15 protein-coding genes and 3 pseudogenes are annotated in these 17,086 nt (G+C 60.0%); 4 read left to right on the forward strand and 14 right to left on the reverse strand.

Annotated elements, in window-relative coordinates:
* Nucleotides 1–51: 51 nt before the first annotated feature.
* The 13 genes and pseudogenes from ACTRWB_RS33420 to tssI all read right to left on the reverse strand — a co-directional run bounded on the left by ACTRWB_RS33420 (nt 52) and on the right by tssI (nt 14,115).
* On the reverse strand, nt 52–420 hold the full coding sequence (locus ACTRWB_RS33420; RefSeq protein WP_446904409.1) for an immunity protein Imm33 domain-containing protein: 369 nt from the start codon (nt 418–420) through the stop codon (nt 52–54).
* A 104-nt stretch (nt 421–524) separates the two neighbouring features.
* Complete coding sequence (locus tag ACTRWB_RS33425) at nt 525–1,010, reverse strand: DUF4265 domain-containing protein (protein WP_446904410.1); 486 nt, start codon at nt 1,008–1,010, stop codon at nt 525–527.
* 106 nt (nt 1,011–1,116) lie between these two features.
* Complete coding sequence (locus ACTRWB_RS33430; protein WP_446904411.1) at nt 1,117–1,554, reverse strand: hypothetical protein; 438 nt, start codon at nt 1,552–1,554, stop codon at nt 1,117–1,119.
* Nucleotides 1,555–1,658: 104 nt separating this feature from the next.
* The gene (locus tag ACTRWB_RS33435; protein WP_446904412.1) at nt 1,659–1,982 is read right to left on the reverse strand and encodes a DUF7716 domain-containing protein; all 324 of its coding nucleotides are present in this window, start codon (nt 1,980–1,982) and stop codon (nt 1,659–1,661) included.
* Between the two features lie 167 nt (nt 1,983–2,149).
* Nucleotides 2,150–2,488, reverse strand: coding sequence for a hypothetical protein (locus ACTRWB_RS33440; RefSeq protein ID WP_446904413.1), 339 nt, complete (start codon nt 2,486–2,488; stop codon nt 2,150–2,152).
* 15 nt (nt 2,489–2,503) lie between these two features.
* Nucleotides 2,504–3,100, reverse strand: a complete 597-nt coding sequence (locus tag ACTRWB_RS33445; RefSeq protein ID WP_446904414.1) for a hypothetical protein — start codon at nt 3,098–3,100, stop codon at nt 2,504–2,506.
* A gap of 63 nt (nt 3,101–3,163) precedes the next feature.
* Entirely contained in the window at nt 3,164–3,892 is a 729-nt protein-coding gene (locus tag ACTRWB_RS33450; protein WP_446904415.1) for a hypothetical protein, read from the reverse strand.
* A complete protein-coding gene (locus ACTRWB_RS33455; RefSeq protein ID WP_446904416.1) occupies nt 3,892–4,218 on the reverse strand; it encodes a hypothetical protein in 327 nt (108 codons plus the stop codon). The genes ACTRWB_RS33450 and ACTRWB_RS33455 overlap by 1 nt, the downstream gene beginning before the upstream one ends.
* A 47-nt stretch (nt 4,219–4,265) precedes the next feature.
* A pseudogene (locus tag ACTRWB_RS33460) lies at nt 4,266–4,924 on the reverse strand (RHS repeat-associated core domain-containing protein).
* A gap of 288 nt (nt 4,925–5,212) precedes the next feature.
* Nucleotides 5,213–5,791, reverse strand: a complete 579-nt coding sequence (locus ACTRWB_RS33465; protein ID WP_446904417.1) for a hypothetical protein — start codon at nt 5,789–5,791, stop codon at nt 5,213–5,215.
* 31 nt (nt 5,792–5,822) lie between these two features.
* A complete protein-coding gene (locus ACTRWB_RS33470; RefSeq protein WP_446904418.1) occupies nt 5,823–6,209 on the reverse strand; it encodes a hypothetical protein in 387 nt (128 codons plus the stop codon).
* Nucleotide 6,210: 1 nt separating this feature from the next.
* A complete protein-coding gene (locus ACTRWB_RS33475; protein WP_446904419.1) occupies nt 6,211–10,878 on the reverse strand; it encodes an RHS repeat-associated core domain-containing protein in 4,668 nt (1,555 codons plus the stop codon).
* 57 nt (nt 10,879–10,935) lie between these two features.
* On the reverse strand, nt 10,936–14,115 hold the full coding sequence (gene tssI, locus ACTRWB_RS33480) for a type VI secretion system tip protein TssI/VgrG (RefSeq protein WP_446904420.1): 3,180 nt from the start codon (nt 14,113–14,115) through the stop codon (nt 10,936–10,938).
* Nucleotides 14,116–14,442: 327 nt separating this feature from the next.
* Here tssI and ACTRWB_RS33485 point away from each other — a divergent pair, with 327 nt between their 5' ends.
* On the forward strand, nt 14,443–15,243 hold the full coding sequence (locus tag ACTRWB_RS33485) for a transporter substrate-binding domain-containing protein (protein WP_129513568.1): 801 nt from the start codon (nt 14,443–14,445) through the stop codon (nt 15,241–15,243).
* A 58-nt stretch (nt 15,244–15,301) separates the two neighbouring features.
* On the opposite strand, the gene ACTRWB_RS33490 is transcribed toward ACTRWB_RS33485, so the two are convergent.
* Nucleotides 15,302–15,505, reverse strand: a complete 204-nt coding sequence (locus ACTRWB_RS33490) for a hypothetical protein (RefSeq protein ID WP_048251442.1) — start codon at nt 15,503–15,505, stop codon at nt 15,302–15,304.
* Between the two features lie 527 nt (nt 15,506–16,032).
* Here ACTRWB_RS33490 and ACTRWB_RS33495 point away from each other — a divergent pair.
* The 3 genes and pseudogenes from ACTRWB_RS33495 to ACTRWB_RS33505 form a co-directional block, all read left to right on the forward strand.
* Nucleotides 16,033–16,167: pseudogene (locus ACTRWB_RS33495) on the forward strand (histidine kinase); the annotation flags it as partial.
* Nucleotide 16,168: 1 nt separating this feature from the next.
* Nucleotides 16,169–16,420, forward strand: a pseudogene (locus ACTRWB_RS33500) (LytR/AlgR family response regulator transcription factor); the annotation flags it as partial.
* Between the two features lie 41 nt (nt 16,421–16,461).
* The gene (locus ACTRWB_RS33505) at nt 16,462–17,049 is read left to right on the forward strand and encodes a hypothetical protein (protein ID WP_446904421.1); all 588 of its coding nucleotides are present in this window, start codon (nt 16,462–16,464) and stop codon (nt 17,047–17,049) included.
* The last annotated feature ends 37 nt before the right edge of the window (nt 17,050–17,086 follow it).

Genomic DNA, 17,086 nt, shown 5'->3' on the forward strand with positions numbered 1-17,086 from the left:
GAAAAAAGGACCGCTGAGCGGTCCTTTTTTGTTGCGGCGTGCGGTGGGGCGTCAAGGCCTTACCCGCGATGCCTCATCGGCAGGCAAATCCATCCAGACATCTTCGTAGCCGGCGCCGTCGATGATGAAGCGCGCGCCTGGCGGTAACCTCAGGTACGGTCGAACCAACGGCAAGTACGTCGACAGATGCGCGGCGTGCAGCGGCTGGTAAAAATCGGCGGCGTCGGAAAATTCGCCGCAATGAAAAAACCAGCCGATGTTGTCGCCTTCCGATAGCACGATGCGCGTGCCATAGACAGGCATCTGCCCAAGCGTCGACATCGCGACGGCGACCATGTCTTCGGGGTCGACGGCGGATAGGCCGTATCGCGTGCAGATGGCTTCCTGATACGCAAGCAGTGCCGACGGATCGTCTGTCATGTGCACTCCATTCCTTTTCCTGTCGTGCGACGAGTTAGCCCGAATGATAAGCACGCCGGCGCCCGACGCGTGTTCGTTCCGGTCGCTCGATCGGTGCTGTTCCGTTATCGGTCGATCCACCAATCGAGCAACGTCTCGTCGTCGGGATCTTCGAAGTTCAGGTAGATGTTCGCGTAGTACCACGCGAGACCGGATCTCGCGGTAAAGCCATCGAATACTGCGCGAATTCGCTCGTCACCGGCCTTCGACGGCACCGATAGCGCAAGCGAGCCGCCGTAGCGACCGTCGAGCGTGCCGCCAAGTTCGATCTCCACTTCGTGTGCGAGCCGGTCGATTTCGTCGCGTGGAATGGTGTCGCCGTAGACCTGGATACAGTAGTTGCCGCCGCGCTTCAACACGGTCGCCGGGTGATCCGGATCGTCGATGCGGATGACGTCGCCTTTGGCGAGATTCAGCGTGAGCCCGGGGGACGCCAGCAGTTCGTAGTGGCCTGGGGCGATCTCGCGCGCGGGGAGTTCTTCGTGAACCGGATGCCCGTCGCTGGAGTGGCCTGCGTAGACGTAGATCACTTCGAATTCGTGGTCGCGCATGTCATTCGCACCATGTGTGAAATCTTGTTCCGGTCAGAAGCGCGTCAGAAGCGTATTGGTCAGCGCGTTTCATCGCGATACTCGCATGCACTCAACCGCTACCGGCCTAACTTCCAGCCTCTTCGTCGAAATACCACGTCAGGAACGCCGAGAACGTGACCCAGCGCGCATCGATTTCTCCGGCCATGAATCGCGTATGCCGGCTCAAATCGTAGTCGTGGACCGCACCAGACAGCGCATCGTACAGGTACATTCCTTCGCTTTCATCCGATGTCAGCGGCAACAGGTGATCCGGAAACTCATAGCGATCCCGCACGTAGTCGAGCGACGCGACGATGCCAGAGTAGTCGAGCAGATCCCATAACTCGGCAATTGGGCGACGGCTGATAAAAGGCCCTTGGTACGCGAGATAGAAGGCGGCGAATTCGGTGTCGCGAGAGATGCGGAGACGGTCGAGTGCGTCGAGTACAGCTTCCGGATCGTCGCGCTCTACATTACCGGTCTGTTTCGACAAATGGGCATGCACATCGTCGGGGATCGTCATCACGTTTTCGCCAAAAGCTCGCTCGTTACAGATTCTGTTGGACAACTACACGCCGGACGAAGCATGGCAATGCAGCGGCCTGCCATCGTGCGACTAGTGCATCGTCAGAACAGGATAAATGCGTCGTTCTCGACATAGAAGACGAACGCGTCGAGCAATTGCGTAACGCTCGGCTCGTCGACCTGGTCGTGCGCATTGATCACGATGTCCGCGATTGTCGCGCTGTCCAGAGTGACTTGCCAGCCGGGTTGGGTCGCGATGACGGGCGCCGTGTTTTCGTCGGTGTCTGCGTCCTTCGTGTCTTCGGAGAAGATGCCCTCGGTATCGAGCGTCCACGGCATCGGTGGCAGGCAGAGCCATCCTGAGAAATCGCCAGGGTGTTCAAGAATGTGCTTCAGCGACACTTCGGTCGCGGTGGAGATCGACATGGGTATTGCAGTTGTAACTGGGTGAATCGTCGGGGTGGCCGAGAAATCGCGGCGGCAAGCCGTGATTATGCCAATTCCACGCTGGTGGGCTTGGCCGGCTGTCTTTGGTCACGGACATTGCACGTTGCCCGATGCTCCACAGCGCATTCCAGACGAACCGCAATCCGCTAGGTCGGTTGCCCGAAATACACGATGTCGAATGCATCGATCCAGCCCGAGAATTCGTCTGGCAGCACATCACGCCAGATCCTGTCGGTGTCAATTCGTCTGTCGCATGCGAACAGCACGCTGCCACACGTTGAAGCGGCGTCAATGGTCAACACGATCAGGTTGCCGGCCCTTCCCGCAAACGCGGCGCGCCGGCAGTACCCAGGATCTTCGACGTCGTCGAAAAACACTGCGCCCGATGCAGCGAGTTCAACCTCTCGGCAGAGCATGTATCCCCAGTCTGCGATCCGGATCGGATGTGCCCGAAACGCAGCGTCAAGAGACGAGTAGTGGACCATCGCCGACGCCGAAAGTCAGGGTTGGTAGCGGATCGTTTCATAGATCTTGGCCATGCCCTGCTTCGCGGCATTCTCGTTCGCAGCCAATCCCGACGAGAAGACAACGCAGGTCCATCCGTTGCCGCAGACCTTGCTCGTAACGAGATCGAGACGATGTGCATAGAGTTCGTCTTGCTTGAAGATGTTGTGCGTATAGCGTGAAGCAAGCGCCGGATACTTGTCGTTCAGCATGAAAGGCGCAAAGTCCGGCTTCGTGTACTGAGCGGGTTTGTCGTCCACCTGGCTCTCGTAGAGGTACTGCGCTGTACCTTCGAATGAAGGTGCGACCTTGGTTCGCAGCACCTGAACAACGACGTCCAGATTCAGTACTTCGAATGCGGATTTGTCGGCTTCGATGCTGATTCCTCGGCCGTCGGTATCCTGAAGTCGATCGTTTGCCGTGACCCGCCAATCTGCCGGGAGCTGGAAGCTCAGACCGTTGGCTTTAAAGAGCTTCAAATGAGCCAGATCAGGGGCTGCCGCGGCTCTTGGTCGAAAATCGTCGGCGTATGATGTTGCCGAAAGCGCGAGGAGGATAAAGGAGGCAAACGCAATTCGCACTGATGGACTCATCAGATCACACCCAAGTCAATTTTCAAATTATAGGAATAAGCCACAATGCATCACGCATTCGATCTATTTTCCCAATAACCTCAATATTTCCACAACCCGACTTGCCACATTTTTATTTGTTGGCAACTCGCTTATCGCCTGACGCTCGACAGCATCAATTAACAGCAAGAAATCCACATTCGAAACCCCTCGCTTCCATTTCAGCAGATAGCTCAGGGAATTTTCAGAATTAAGCAAACCATTAACAGTCACGCAGATTGAGTCCGGCACATCGCACATAACACCAACCAAATACCGATCCCACTCTGAGTCCGCGTTATCCCAGATTCTGTTTATTTCACGCCAACCAATCTGGCCGACCTCATTCTGATCGAACGTCTCATCCTGTATTGCGGCGACCGCTTCTATTAGATCATCATCGATCTCAATCGAGAAACTGTCTGTGTGCAACCACCTCAATCGAGCAGACACGCTACCGATAAGTGCCACCGCCGATTCGCGAACTTCGTCACGATTGACAATGACCGCTTCAAAAAAATGCAACCTCAAGGCCACATCATCCGCGACATCTTTCTCACCCATTAACTCCCAAAAAAACTCTTTGTTCTTCAAGAGCTTTGCGGGAGATAAATTTGCCTCCATATAATAATCGCGGGCTCCATCAAGAACAACGCCCACCGCCTCGCGAGCGACCATTTTCAACTTATCCCGTTCCTCGCAACTCGCTTCCGGGATGAGCACACTTGAATAACAATCCGCACTGACCGCGAAGATCACATCATTAAAATCCACTATCTACCCTCCAGAGCAGTAGGAATGTCGACATCAAACGCAACGGTGCGGATTTTTTGAGGGATTGTATAAAAATTAGAGCACCCACCCTCGTCAAAATCTTTGATGTTCCGCCTGAGTCCACTCTGCAATTGCTGCGCCGCCTTTACGTGCCCCTCATAAGTTCCTTTTCCTGCGAGCGCACCATAATCTCGCTTATCACCCATCTTCGGCGCAAAATCGTAAAGCTTATACGCATCCTTCTTCAGATGATCGATTCTTTCCTGTAGCCCTCGGCTACCGTCGGATTTCTTCTGACCTAAGGCCTTAAGATATATCTTGGCCAAAAGGAGTTTGCATTCAGTCTTAGTCAGGCAGTCGCAAGGCGACAACCCTAGCGGATCGACCCACTCGATAGGGTTAGATAGACATTGAGCCCGCCTCTCAGCCCGATCGGATCCTTGGAGACAAATCGCCCAGTGCCGGGATCATAATAGCGATTTCGGTTGTAATGTAATCCTGTCTCGTCGTCGATCAATTGTCCCTGAAATACCTGATCGATGCGATTACTCACGGGATCGAACGCGAATCGCGCCTTCGCAATCGGACTAATCGCTTCGAACTACCGCCCGACTGGATCGTAACGTTAGTCGGTCCCGCCCTTGCGGCTATCCTCGATACGCAGCAGTTGTCCCACCGCGTCATAGAGATACCGCCGCTCGAACAAAGGCGCTGGGGAAATCGTTCGCTGGACGGTTTGTTGCAACACACGGCCAGCCAGGTCATACGTCGTGCGCTGGCCGATCTTGCTGGATTGCGTCCGCGCCCTCTCGCGGCACAAATCTCGCGCTCGAACTGTATGCGCTCCTCGCCATCCAGCAGCATCCCGTGTACATACCCCGAACCGTACATCAGCCAGTCGATCGCATGGCCATCCGGTCGAACGGTTCGCCGCCGATTGCCGAGTTTTCATCGTATCCGTAATGCCAGGCGTAGCTGCGCCGCTCCCCGAACAGATCGTAGTCCTGATGTCCGAGCACGAGATTGAATCATATCGACGAAGAACTGGACGCGACTGTATCGGTTCACCGTGTCAACCAGCCACCCGCTCGGATCGTAGGCAAACCGCTCCTCGCTTTCACCCGACACACGCTTCAACGGGTAGCCAATTGCATCAAGACCATCGAACTCATGCAACCTGTCGTCGACAGAAATGAGGCTCCCGCTTCCCTGATCGACCGGATTGACTGAGAGCAGTCCGCCAGTCCAATCAGATCTACTGAGATGAACCTCCCAACTGCTGGACCATAATACGAAAGGCGGTTGTAATGCAGCCTCGTCCTAGCCATCAACCATGGCCATAAACACCTCGGCACCGGCATCAGATAACGTTTGGTTAATATGCTGCCGGAGATCAGCCAGGAAATCGGGTCGTACAGCTAGCATGTTGTCACGAATATTCTTCGAGTACTGCCCTATAAATAGGTCGCACCAAACGCGCAACACTTTGGCAAATACCGCCGTGTTATCTGAAACCAAATTCGCTTTCCACGTCCCCGCTCCATGTCGGGCAAACAGGACAGCACAACTGCTCTCCTCGACCCGTCCGATGATCGGGTCACCGCTTATCTCCCCGAGGACTACCCAATCATCCTGCCAGTTTGGCAAGCGCCTCCCAGCCTGATCAACGCGGTATCCGATCTGCCCTCCCTCTAGGGTCGCTTCGCTCCCGTATAGATGAAGCTCCTCAGCCGACCAGGGGATATGTAAATCACTCCCTCTCAGTGCCGATAGCCAAGTCGCAACGTCCTTATTCGAGGGCAGCGTCAACGCCACCGCCGAAGTTGCGTGACCTACGGCAGTTGCATCAACATTGAGAATTTTGCGTATCTTGTTGAAATCACTATCGACATTTTTCATTTCCAGTCATGCGCACGTGGCCCGTGCAGATCTAAAGTGTAAGAGCACCGTAAATGCGGACCTCATCACCACTTTCTCGCTTGTGAGCACGCAAAATCAGAGTCAGATCGCTCTCAACACCATCAATTATCAAATTAATTTGAATTCGCTTATCACGACCCGATGGTGAACTGGGGTTTATTTCGTACAAGGCAGAATGATTGAGAACATAATTCTCATCCGGGACTCCGATTCGCGCCAAGTCGATCTCATTCTGAAAATCCCCTCCCAGGTACTCCAAAATCCCAGCCTTTATTTCGGATGACGTGCTAACTTCGAAGTTTCCATCTACCTCCAAGCGAACAAAATCATCCTTTGAAATCAGAGCACATATTTTGATGATTTCCAAAACCATCGCCGACGTAATCCATCCGTTCACGCTACCACCTCCGAGTCGAACTGTTTCGATTTCCCGGCATTCGGGTCGGCGTATCACCTGTCACGCCCAAGTTGGCAAAGTGCGCATCGCTCCGCATGATATGGCAACGCGTCTCGCTCTCGGACAGACCTGCTCGCCGAAGAGCCCTATATGCGACACGACGCTCCGCTGCGTAATTCCCACCGACCCCTTTCTGGCGTTGGGACTGAGTGGCAATGTAGTGCTCGGTTCCAACCTTATTTGGCGGGCCTTCCAATTGCACTGCAGGCGCGCCCATCTCGTTGTAGTCCGATACGGATCCCTTCATAGCAGCGTTCTGTATGACGTGATGCGAGTCCGCGTCCACTTTGTCATACCTGCCGTAACCTCGACCAGCTTCCGTCAAGATTTTTTCGCAATCCTCGGGACAAGGACGGCACTTTGCCAACCCGAGAGGATCAACCCATCCCGTTGGAGCAGGAACATACTGATAGACATTGATGCCTCCAGCCAGCCTGATCGGATCCTTCGCGATGAATCGCCCGGAATAGGGATCGTAATACCGATACCGGTTGTAATGTAGCCCTGTCTCCTCATCAACCTGCTGCCCCTGAAACCGCAGCGGATTCCTCAGCGCGATTCCTGCTGCCGTCGATGCACGCGCAATAATCTCGCGCGCTTCGCCCCACGCCTTGTACGACGCCTCCCACACGATGTCACCGTCGCCATCCGTCAGCAACCGAGGCGTACCGATCTGGTCGCAGTGGTAATAGAACAGTGTCGCGTCGCCTCGCCGCTGCGGCATCTTCTGCAGCGGATCTTCCTCTGGCACATAGCGTTCGGTACTCTTCCGCTCCGGCGTTTCGATTCCCTCTACCGATTCCGCCACGTACTGCACCAGCGGCACAAACGTCCCCGGTTCATAAATATAGTGCGTGCCGCGCTCGCCATCACTCTCATACGCCAGCGTGTCACCGTCCCACCCGAACACCGTGCGCTCGCCGTTCACCTCCTTCGCGATCCGGCGACCGAACGCGTCGTAAAAGTACCGTGACTGACTCCGCCGCGACGCCTCCTCAACCCGCGCCGACAACAAACGATTGAACCCGTCCCACTCATACTCCTGCTCACCCGCCGGCGTACGCTTGCGCACCAGATTCCCGCGTGCGTCGTACTCGAAGTGCATCCCCGCATACGTCTTCAGCAGGTTACCCGTCACCTTCTGCACCTCGACCGCCGACGTGCTTTCGGGCCGCACCGGGCTCGGACGGGATACAGGCGCCTCCATAGACCGCACCGGATCGATGATGTTGCTCGCCGGATCGAACGCGAACCATTCCTTCGCAACTGGGCTGATTGCTTCGATCAACTGCCCGATCGGATCATATCGATAGTCAGTCCCACCCTTGCGGCTGTCCTCGATCCGTGACAATTGTCCTGCCGCATCATAGCGATACCGCCGCTCGGCGAGCGGCGCCGGAGCCATCGACCGCTGGATCGTCTGCTGCAGTACGCGTCCCGCCGGATCGTAGTGCGTGCGCTGCCCGACCTTGCTCGACAGAACGCGCATCGTCTCGCGGTGAAGGTCATCACGCTCGAATTGCACACGCTCCTTGCCATCGAGCAGCATCCCGTGCACATGCCCGGAACCGTACATCAACCAGTCGACCGCATGACCGTCTGGCCGCACGGTACGTCGCCGGTTGCCGAGTTCGTCGTATTCGTGATGCCACACGTAGCTGCGCCGCTCGCCAAACAGATCATGAGCGTGATGTTCACGCACGAGATTGCCGACCGGATCGAAGAAGAACTGCACGCGACTGTATCGGTTCACCGCGTCGATCAACCTGCCACTCAGGTCGTAGGCAAACCGCTCCTCGCTTTCCCCCGCGACACGCTTCATCAGACGGCCGTTCGCGTCAACGTCAATCGACGTCACCCAACCCGCTTCGTCAACCGAAACAAGGCTGCCGCTTTCCTTGTCGTACTCATAGCGCGTCGACTTGCCGTCAAAGCCGATTTCCTCGATCAGCCGCCCCGCTGGATCGTAGTAAAACTGGTACGTTGCAAAGTTCGCATCGGTCAACGCAGTCAAGCGACCGAGACGGTCATAGCGATACGCAAGCGTCCGGCCGAGCGCATCCACGCGGCTCGCAATACGGCCAACCGCGTCATAGCCGTATCGCGTCGATCGATTGAGTTGATCGGTACGCCGCAACAAGCGACCTTCAGCGTCGTATTGCATGTGCACGACACCGGCCGGCGAACGAATCGACGTCAATTGGCCATTCGGACCATAGTCGTACGCGACCACACCACCCGATGCGTCCTTTGTCTCGATCACGCGCCCAATAGCGTCGTAGCGCCACTCCGTCTTCTTTCCGGAGCAGTCCGTGTAGCTTGTCAACTGCCCGTCGTCGTTGTACTCAAGCGCCTTCGAGCCGCCCTTCGCGTCGGTGATCTGCGTCGGCAATCCCTTGTCGTTGTAACTGTACTTCGTCGCGTGCTCGAGCGGATCGATTTCCTCGACGAGGTTGCCCGCGTCGTCGTACTTGCGCTGCCAGACATGCCCGCTCGGATCGACGAGCCGGATCAACTGATCCTTGTTGTCATACGCCATTTCGATGACGCTGCCGTCCGCCCGCTCCTGCTGAACCAGATTGCCGCCCGCGTCGTATTCACTCCGTTCGATGCTGCCGTCTTGCCGGATATGCAGCACCAGATTGTGATGGGCATCGCGCCGGAACCACTCCTGGTTACTGTCCGGATACACGATCCGGTATACGTAACCGTGGATGTTGAAGTAGTACCGCGTCATCTGACCGAGCGCGTCGGTCACGTAGGTCAGACGGATATTCGGATTCCACGCGAGCCGGAGATCGAGGCTGCCGTCATCTGCATATTCGCGGATGCACTTCGCGTCTGCATTGTCGTCGGCATCCGCACCATCCCATTCGAGCGTCATCCCGCGGCCCGTGCGATCGGTATAGTGCGTCACAAGGTGGCGGCGATATTGATACGTCCGTGCATTGCCGTGACGATCGACCGCACGCACGAGATCGCCGTCCGCATCGTATTCATAGCCCGCCAACGTGCGTCGCTCGCCGTCCTTGAGCACGTGCTCGATCTGTACGATCCGGCCATGCTTGTCGTGCTCGAACGCAAGCACATTGCCGCTCGCATCGATCAGGCGCGCAATGCGATCAAGCGCATCGTAGTCGAAAGTGATCGTGTTCCCGGCTCGATCTTTCTGCATCGCGAGCCGGAACACGTCGCCACGGCGCTCGTACACATGCAGCACGTCATGGCCGTATGCGATCGTCACCCACGTATTGTCGAGCCGCGACAACGTCAGGTTCTCCGACAGATCGTCGTGCACAGCGCCGGCCACGAGCGCCGGATAATCGATGCTGCGCCCATCCGCATCGCGATAGATCCAGTGACCGTTCTTGATGTCGATTCGCGTCGTATATGGCGTGATCCATCGCGCACCCAACTCGCCGTTATCATACGCGGACAGCCGGGAGCGATACGTACGCTCCCAAACGAGCGGAAGCGCGCCCGGCAGGTCGAAATCAACGTGCGAGAACGTCTCGTCACCGAATGCGAAATCGATCGATGCCTGCGATGCCCCGAGCCCGCATGCCTTGCAAGCGCTCCTTCCCGGCCCCTCGGCCGGCGCCTGCCCTTCGGTCTTCTCAAGCCCTTCCTGCCCCCGCGTCTTCTTCGCCTGACTCTTCCCGCTCGCCTTGACGTCCGCACTCTGCTCATGAAGCTTCGCGCGTGCTTTGACGCGCCCAACAGCCTCAATCAGTTGCAAGACCAGCCACATCATCTTGCCTTCTTCGCTGCCGGCGAGCGAACGAATCGACGTCGCGATCTTCGGTGCCTCGGTCCGAAGGAATGTCACCGTGCTGCGAAACGGCTCGAGCCAAGCATCGGGCGCGAGCTTCGCCATCGTGCCCGCAGTCTTGTTAGCGACCTTCTTGCCGAGCGCCTTGGTGCCCTCGTACGCGAACTGGATGCCGTCACCGACCCGACCCGGGCTGTACCACGGTCGGTTGTCCGCCATCTTCTTCGCCAGCTGTTGCTGGCGTTTCAGATTGGCGTTGGCATCGAAGAGCTGCCCGTGCAGCGCTTTGTCCATGCCGGTCGCCAGCGCAATCATGAGCTCCTCGGATTTCGACGCGCATCCGTTGAGCAACTCGACGAGACCGGCCTTCAGCTTGTTGAGAAAATCCTCTATCTCGGTCGCGCAGGTCGCGTTGATATGCGTGACCAGCACGGAGATGATCGCCGCGCCGAGATTGTTGCGCGTCATCAGCAATTCGTGACGAACGAGCGCAAGCAGGGGGCGCGCTGACATCCGGAACGGCGCGAGCGTCGGCGGAATCGGAATGATGCCGAGCAGGTTGATCGCGAGGCTCATGTAATCGAGCACTTGACCGCCACGCTTTTCCACAATTTCGGCAATATCGCCAAGCGCGTCGACCATCGCCATGATGTTGCCGACGATCGGCACGGCACCGGCAAACGTCTTCACGTCCTCGAACGTGATGTGGTTGCCGCTGATCCGGCGCAACCATGCGTCGAAGCGGTTGCCGACGGCGGCAACGTCCTTGGGCGAAACATCACTGAGCCAGGTAACGGCCTGTTCCTTCTCGGCGTCCGGCGGAAGTTGTTGTGCCATGTCGTTATTCGTTCAAATCGTGATTTAGTTGTTCTTGACGGCTGACGCGCCGCCCTCTCAGGATTTCAGCGGTCCGCCAAACCCGCTCGTCGGCAGCTTCATGCCGGTGGCACCGGCCGCCGACGCCACCGTCGTCGCGCCCTTGCCCGCGATCCCGGCGACACCGGGCAATGCGCCCTGCAGTGCCCCGGATGCCGCGTTCGCAGCCGGCGCGGCCAACGCCGCGAGTCCGCCCTGGCGTGCGGCCTGCACCATTCCGGCCACCTGTTTCGCGGCGCTGCCCAGGCTCGAAGCCGTCTGCAACGCGGACACCGCGCCCGCGCCACCCAGCGCGCCCGCCGCAGCCGGCAACGCCGAGCTCGCCAGCCCGCCCAGCGCTGCGCCTGCACCACCACCGCTCACGAGCCCCATGGCAGCCGTCGCCGCGGCAGGCGCCATGCCCTGCAACTGGCTGGCAAGCTGCCCCGTTGCCGCTGCCTGCGCGGCTTCCGGCGACGGCTCGACGGGCTCGGCCGGCCACTTCGCCTGCTTGAAATAGTTCGCCGGCTGATCCGACTCGCGCGGGTCCTTCCCGAACTCGACGCGCACCGCGCCGGGCGGCAAGCCGCTCACGACCGTATGGCCGCTGTTGTCGAGCGCGCCCTTCTTCAACACGGCGCCGTTCACGTCTCTCACCGTGAACAACCCGCCCTTGACCGCCTCGCCGTTCACGTACTTGTGCAACAACTCCAACTGCCCCGGCTGATCCGGCCGCGGACTCGGCAACGGATACCCCATGCTCGCCGGTCCCGCGAACGTATGTGACGCGCCCTTCACATCCACCGCACCCGGCGTATGAATCTCGATGTTCCCGCCTTGAATGCGGATATACCCGCCGCCGCTCGTCAGCAGAATCCCCTGATCGGCCGCGATCTCGATCTGCCCCGTTGCCGACACGATCTTCACCGCCTTCTGCGCGGTCACCTCGACGTTGTCCGACTGCGCCTGGATCTCGACCTTGCCCTTGCCCGCGAACAGCTTCATCCCCGCGTTCTGCGCGAACAGGCTCAGCTTCTGCCCGATACTCGCCAGCAGCGACTTGCCCGCGGCAACGTGCACGCTCTGCCCGCTCGCAACGTTCACGTGATCGTTCGCAACCACGTGCACCGACTGCTGCGTCGACATCCCGATCCCCGACGGGCTGCCGAACAGCATCACCGGTTCCTTGAACGCGTTCGCGTTGCCGGTGCCGCCGCCGGCCGTGCGTCCGCCGGACGCGCTACCCGACTTGCTGTCCTGCGTCGCATCGGTGAACGCGCGCATCGTGTCCTGCGCGTCCTTCAGGCTTTCTGCCTGATGCTGTTCGCTCACGCCCGACATCGCCTCGACGAGGCTTTCGCCCGTCACGAGCTGCTGTTGCGCTTCCTTCACATCGAGAGGCTGGCTATTGGCCGCCTTCGGATGCGTCGTCACGTACAGACCCTGGCTCGCCCGCACCGCGCCATATGCATCGGAGCGCAAGTCGAACCCGCTGCCGAGATACGACCCGCGCGAATTGCCGCTGTGGTCGATGATGTAGCCGAGGTGCAGCAGGCTGTTCGCGCTGCTGCTCATCAGCTGCACGCGGTTCTGACCGGTCGCGTCGTCCATCACGAGCTGGTTGTAGCCGCCGCCCGAATACTCTTTCGACCGATATCCGGACAGGATCCCGTCGGTATGCCACTGCGGCTGGTTCGCGCCGTTGTACACGCGCCCGACCGCCAGCGGCCGGTCGCAGTCGCCGCCGACGTAGTCGATCAGCACTTCCTCGCCGATGCGCGGCACGTGCACGCCGCCGTAGCCGCCGCCCGTATCCGACTGCACGACGCGCACCCAGCACGATGCGTTCTCGTTGCCCGGATTCAGGCGGTCCCACACGAACTGCACGCGAATCCGGTTAAGTTCATCGGTATAGACTTCCTCGCCCTGCGGCCCGACGACGATCGCCGTCTCGAGATGCATCTCGGGCTTGTGATGTTCGAACGGGCTGCGATACGGCACGTTCACGCGTTGCGCTTCGACTTCGACGAGATAGAAGCCGGCCGACCCATCGTCGTGCGGCACGCGAAACGCGGGATCGGCGCCATAGCCGTCCTGTGCCTGCGTCAACGCCTCACGCAGGCTGTACGGGAAGTCGGCGCTGTCGCTCGCGACGGGCAGGTTGTTCTCGATCCACCACGCCACCTCGATCGCGGCGAACTCGCGCTGATCGGCGGGATCGCGATCGTGCTCGGGATGATCGGCCAGCGTGAAACGCCGTCCAGCGTCGATCGCGCGCACACCGCCCGCACCATGGAAGCGCTTTGCCTGCGACTCCCACTCCTCCATCTTGACCTTCGTCAGATGGTCGCCGCGCGTCTGGTCCAGATACGTGTAAGCGCCCGTGTACTCGTAGACTTCGAGCTGGTCCGGCAACTCGCCCTGGCCGCCCATCGTCGGCAGCGACGTGCCCTTCGGGTTCGACGGCTGCGAAGGATTCTTGTAGTCGAACGTGCGCGTCGAACGCGTGACGCTCTGCAGCGTGCGCGTGCCCGACCATTGCGTGAACGCGTCAGCCTCGCCGGCCACGCCACCGTGATAAAAGCGCACGGTTTCCGGCGACAGCGGCGTGAACGCCTGCAGGTTATCGGTGATGACGAGCGTATGCGATTTGCCGTCGTCGGCCTGCTGCCATGTGCAGTAGAGCCCTTCGTTCTCCATCAGCCGATGCACGAAATGCCAGTCGGTGTCGTGCTGGCGTGTGTACGAGCGGTTCGGCAGCGGCTTCGACAGCGCAAAGCGGAAATGGCCCTGCGCCTGCGGATGCTTGTTCAGCACGTCGCTGATGATCTGGTCGACGGTCGTGTCGTTCCAGAGCCGCTGATCGCGACGGAACTTCAGGAAATGGGTGAAATCGGCGAACTCGAGCTGATAGGTCGTGAGCCCGCCGTCGGCGCCCAGCCGGCGCGCGGTATGCACGTATCCGTTGATCGGCCGGTAGCTGCGGTCGCTCTGCTGGATCCACAACGTGACGGGCTGCGCGATCAGCTTTTTAAGTTCCAGATCGCTATCGGTCGACAGCACGTCGAGCGTGAACCCGTACGCGCGCCCGATGCGCGAACGGCCGACTGCCCGCTGCACGGTCAGGACATTGGCCCCCAACGGCGTATCGAGCTTCAACAGCCGGTCCTGCTGAAGCAACCCGCCGCGCAATGCGGCAACTGTGTTCTGCATGTTCATGGCAACGGCCTTTTCTTCTTTTGGCGCGCCCTCGGATGGCGCGAGCATTGGATTTCGCTCGCGCGATTTTACAGAGAAATTACGTCAGTCCCTGAAAACTCACCGGAATTAAAGACGCGTCATTCGTTCCGCCCGCACGCCGCACGCACCGACGCCGGCCAACCCGTTCACCCGTCGCGGCCGCCTGAAATCGATTGCAATCAGGGCCAATTCGACTTCCGGCGCGGCTTGGTTGCGAGTAGTGTCTATGTGCCCGTATTGCGGCCCGCCGGGCCCGACCGGCGCCCTGCGCTCACCACACACAACACTGAACCCTGGAGATCTGAGATGAAACGTTCGAAGTTCCTGCTGTCGGGCCTGCTGCTCGCGTCGGCCCTCGGCTTCACGGCCGTCGCCGCGCACGCGGACGATCTGCTCGATTCGGTGAAGCAAGCCGGCGTGCTGCGCGTCGGCCTCGAAGGCACCTATCCGCCGTTCAACTCGCGCGGCACGTCGGGCCAGCTCGAAGGCTTCGACGTCGACGTCGCGAACGCGGTCGCCGGCAAGCTCGGCGTGAAGACGCAGTTCATCCCGACCGAGTGGAGCGGCATCATCGCGGGCCTGCAGGCCGGCAAGTTCGATGTGATCGTCAACCAGGTCACGATCACGCCGCAGCGCAAGGAAGCGCTCGACTTCAGCCAGCCGTACACGTACTCGGCCGCACAGCTGATCCAGCGCAAGGACGACACGCGCAACTTCAAGTCGCTCGACGATTTCAAGGGCAAGAAGCTCGGCGTGACGCTCGGCACCAACTACGACCAGATGGCGCGCACCGTGCCGGGCATCGAGGTGCAGACGTACCCGGGCGCACCGGAGAAGCTGCGCGACCTCGCCGCGGGCCGGATCGAGGCGACGCTCGACGACCGTCTGATGCTGCCGTACATGATCAAGACGTCGAATCTGCCGCTGCGCGCGGGTGCGGTGCTGAACGGCGGCAAGCAGGAAATGGCGATCCCGTTCCGCAAGGGCAATCCGAAGTTCGAGAAGGCGATCAACGACGCGCTGGAATCGCTGCACAAGGACGGCACGCTGAAGAAGATCTCGATGCACTGGTTCGGCAGCGACGTGACGGTGCCGGTCGCGCAGTAAGCGGCGCGGTGTTGCAACGCGTCACGCCCTTCGTCCCGATGAAGGCGTGACGCCCCCCTCAAGCGGCTTCGTCGAAGCGCGCCAGCAACATCTGGCCGATCGGCGTCAGCGCCGGCCGCGCGGCCACCGCGTTCATGCGCGCCTGCGCGGCGTCGACCAACCGCTTCTCAACCAGCACGGCGAAAGCCGGATTCGATTGATCGACGCTGTCCGGCGCACGTGCAATGCGCAACAGCATCGAGAATTCGTGCGGACTCAGCATGGTCCCTGTCTCCTGATCGTCCGCGATCCGGTCCGAATCGGCGTCGATCCTGTTTTCGAATGAATTGGCGCGATGCATGACTGCTGCGCCTCCGGGAGCGAGATCCCGGTTGCCCACCTGCGACGCGGGCACGGCGTCGCGAGCGGATTGCGTACGTTCCCGATCCGGCGATGCCGCCGCGACGGGAACGTGCAACCTTAGGGGCGCACCGTGACGCGACCGTGACAGCGAAACGGGGGCGCAACAGCGCGCGTTACACGCCGTTTCCATTCGATGCCGACCGGATTGACGACGATAAGCCGCATCGCGTTCGCAGTCACATGCTGAGCTTCCTCGCTTGCTGTTTCGCCCTCGTCATCGCGGATCGGCCGAATACGGAAACCCGTTACGTCCCGGTCCGCTTGCATGACGCATGCCGCGCACGACCACGTTCATCGCACGCCCGAGCGGCATCCCGACGAGCACGCCCCATATCGCGAACGGCGGCATCACGAAGCTGTTTGCGGCCGCCCGCGGCTCGCGCGCGGCACGGCGGCGTCGGGCTCGCCAACGTCGCCGCGCGCATCAGGACGCTGCACGGCGAGCGCGGCCGCGTCACCGTCGGCACGAACACCAGCGCCGCGCACGGCGTCACCGCCACCCTGTTGATTCCGATCGACTGACATGCCGACCGCCCTCATCGCCGACGACGAACCAAACCTGCCCGCGTCGCTCACACAGCGGCTTCAACAGCTCTGGCCGGAACTTGAGGTCGTCGCGATGCCGCGCAACGGCGTCGGAACGCTGGCCGCGTTGAATGCGTCGCCGCGCCCGGACATCGCGTTTCTCGACATCCGGATGCCCAGCGTCGACGGGTTGAAGCTCGCTGCACTGGTACCCGACGTGCATGTCGTGTTCGTCACGGCCTACGACGAATCAGGCCGGTAATGAAAACAATGCGTGGAATCGGAGCGTGCGTGGTTGCAGCGCTCGTGAGCGGCTGCGTCGCAACGCCGAATCTCATCGGCGAGGGCACCGCGGGTATCGCACCGACCAAAGCAGACGCGATCCTGATCGTCGTGGACGGCAAAATTTTCGACGCACCGGCATTCGGCAGCGAAGGTCGCGCGTATCTCGCCGGACTCGGCAAAGGCATCCAGGACGCAATGGCCGACGTGTCGACGAAAGTCGTCGAACTGGACATGATGAAGTTCGTGAATCCGTTACCGTTGGCACTGCAAGCCATGCGACCAAGTCACACGATCCGCCTGTTCACGGAGTCCGACATGGTGCGTTACGGTACGCCCATCAGCGCGACGTGGCAGATGGAAGTATCGAATGTAACGACCACCGCTGTCCCGGCGACCAACGACAAGCCGGCCGGCACCCGTTACACGATCAAGCCGATCTACAAGGCGCGCGCCGATGGGGAGACATGTCTCGATTCGGACAGTCTCGCGAAGAAGTGCCGCGCATGTGATGCAGATCGGGGCCGGGACTCACGGTCAATCGACCGACTGAAAATCGGCGTGAAAACGAAGAAGGGCTACGCAGGCATCGCGTAGCCCTTCGTTGGAGACCGTGGTGGGTACCACCCCGGCC

The sequence above is a fragment of the Burkholderia sp. YIM B11467 genome (assembly GCF_052952715.1).

What these genes read in the sequence shown, in the direction of transcription:
- ACTRWB_RS33420 (WP_446904409.1), bottom strand. Translation starts at nt 420, where the DNA reads ATGACAGACGATCCGTCGGCACTGCTTGCGTATCAGGAAGCCATCTGC.
- ACTRWB_RS33475 (WP_446904419.1), bottom strand. Translation starts at nt 10,878, where the DNA reads ATGGCACAACAACTTCCGCCGGACGCCGAGAAGGAACAGGCCGTTACC.
- ACTRWB_RS33490 (WP_048251442.1), bottom strand. Translation starts at nt 15,505, where the DNA reads ATGCTGAGTCCGCACGAATTCTCGATGCTGTTGCGCATTGCACGTGCG.
- ACTRWB_RS33445 (WP_446904414.1), bottom strand. Translation starts at nt 3,100, where the DNA reads ATGAGTCCATCAGTGCGAATTGCGTTTGCCTCCTTTATCCTCCTCGCG.
- ACTRWB_RS33430 (WP_446904411.1), bottom strand. Translation starts at nt 1,554, where the DNA reads ATGACGATCCCCGACGATGTGCATGCCCATTTGTCGAAACAGACCGGT.
- ACTRWB_RS33435 (WP_446904412.1), bottom strand. Translation starts at nt 1,982, where the DNA reads ATGTCGATCTCCACCGCGACCGAAGTGTCGCTGAAGCACATTCTTGAA.
- ACTRWB_RS33425 (WP_446904410.1), bottom strand. Translation starts at nt 1,010, where the DNA reads ATGCGCGACCACGAATTCGAAGTGATCTACGTCTACGCAGGCCACTCC.
- ACTRWB_RS33465 (WP_446904417.1), bottom strand. Translation starts at nt 5,791, where the DNA reads ATGAAAAATGTCGATAGTGATTTCAACAAGATACGCAAAATTCTCAAT.
- ACTRWB_RS33440 (WP_446904413.1), bottom strand. Translation starts at nt 2,488, where the DNA reads ATGGTCCACTACTCGTCTCTTGACGCTGCGTTTCGGGCACATCCGATC.
- ACTRWB_RS33485 (WP_129513568.1), top strand. Translation starts at nt 14,443, where the DNA reads ATGAAACGTTCGAAGTTCCTGCTGTCGGGCCTGCTGCTCGCGTCGGCC.
- tssI (WP_446904420.1), bottom strand. Translation starts at nt 14,115, where the DNA reads ATGAACATGCAGAACACAGTTGCCGCATTGCGCGGCGGGTTGCTTCAG.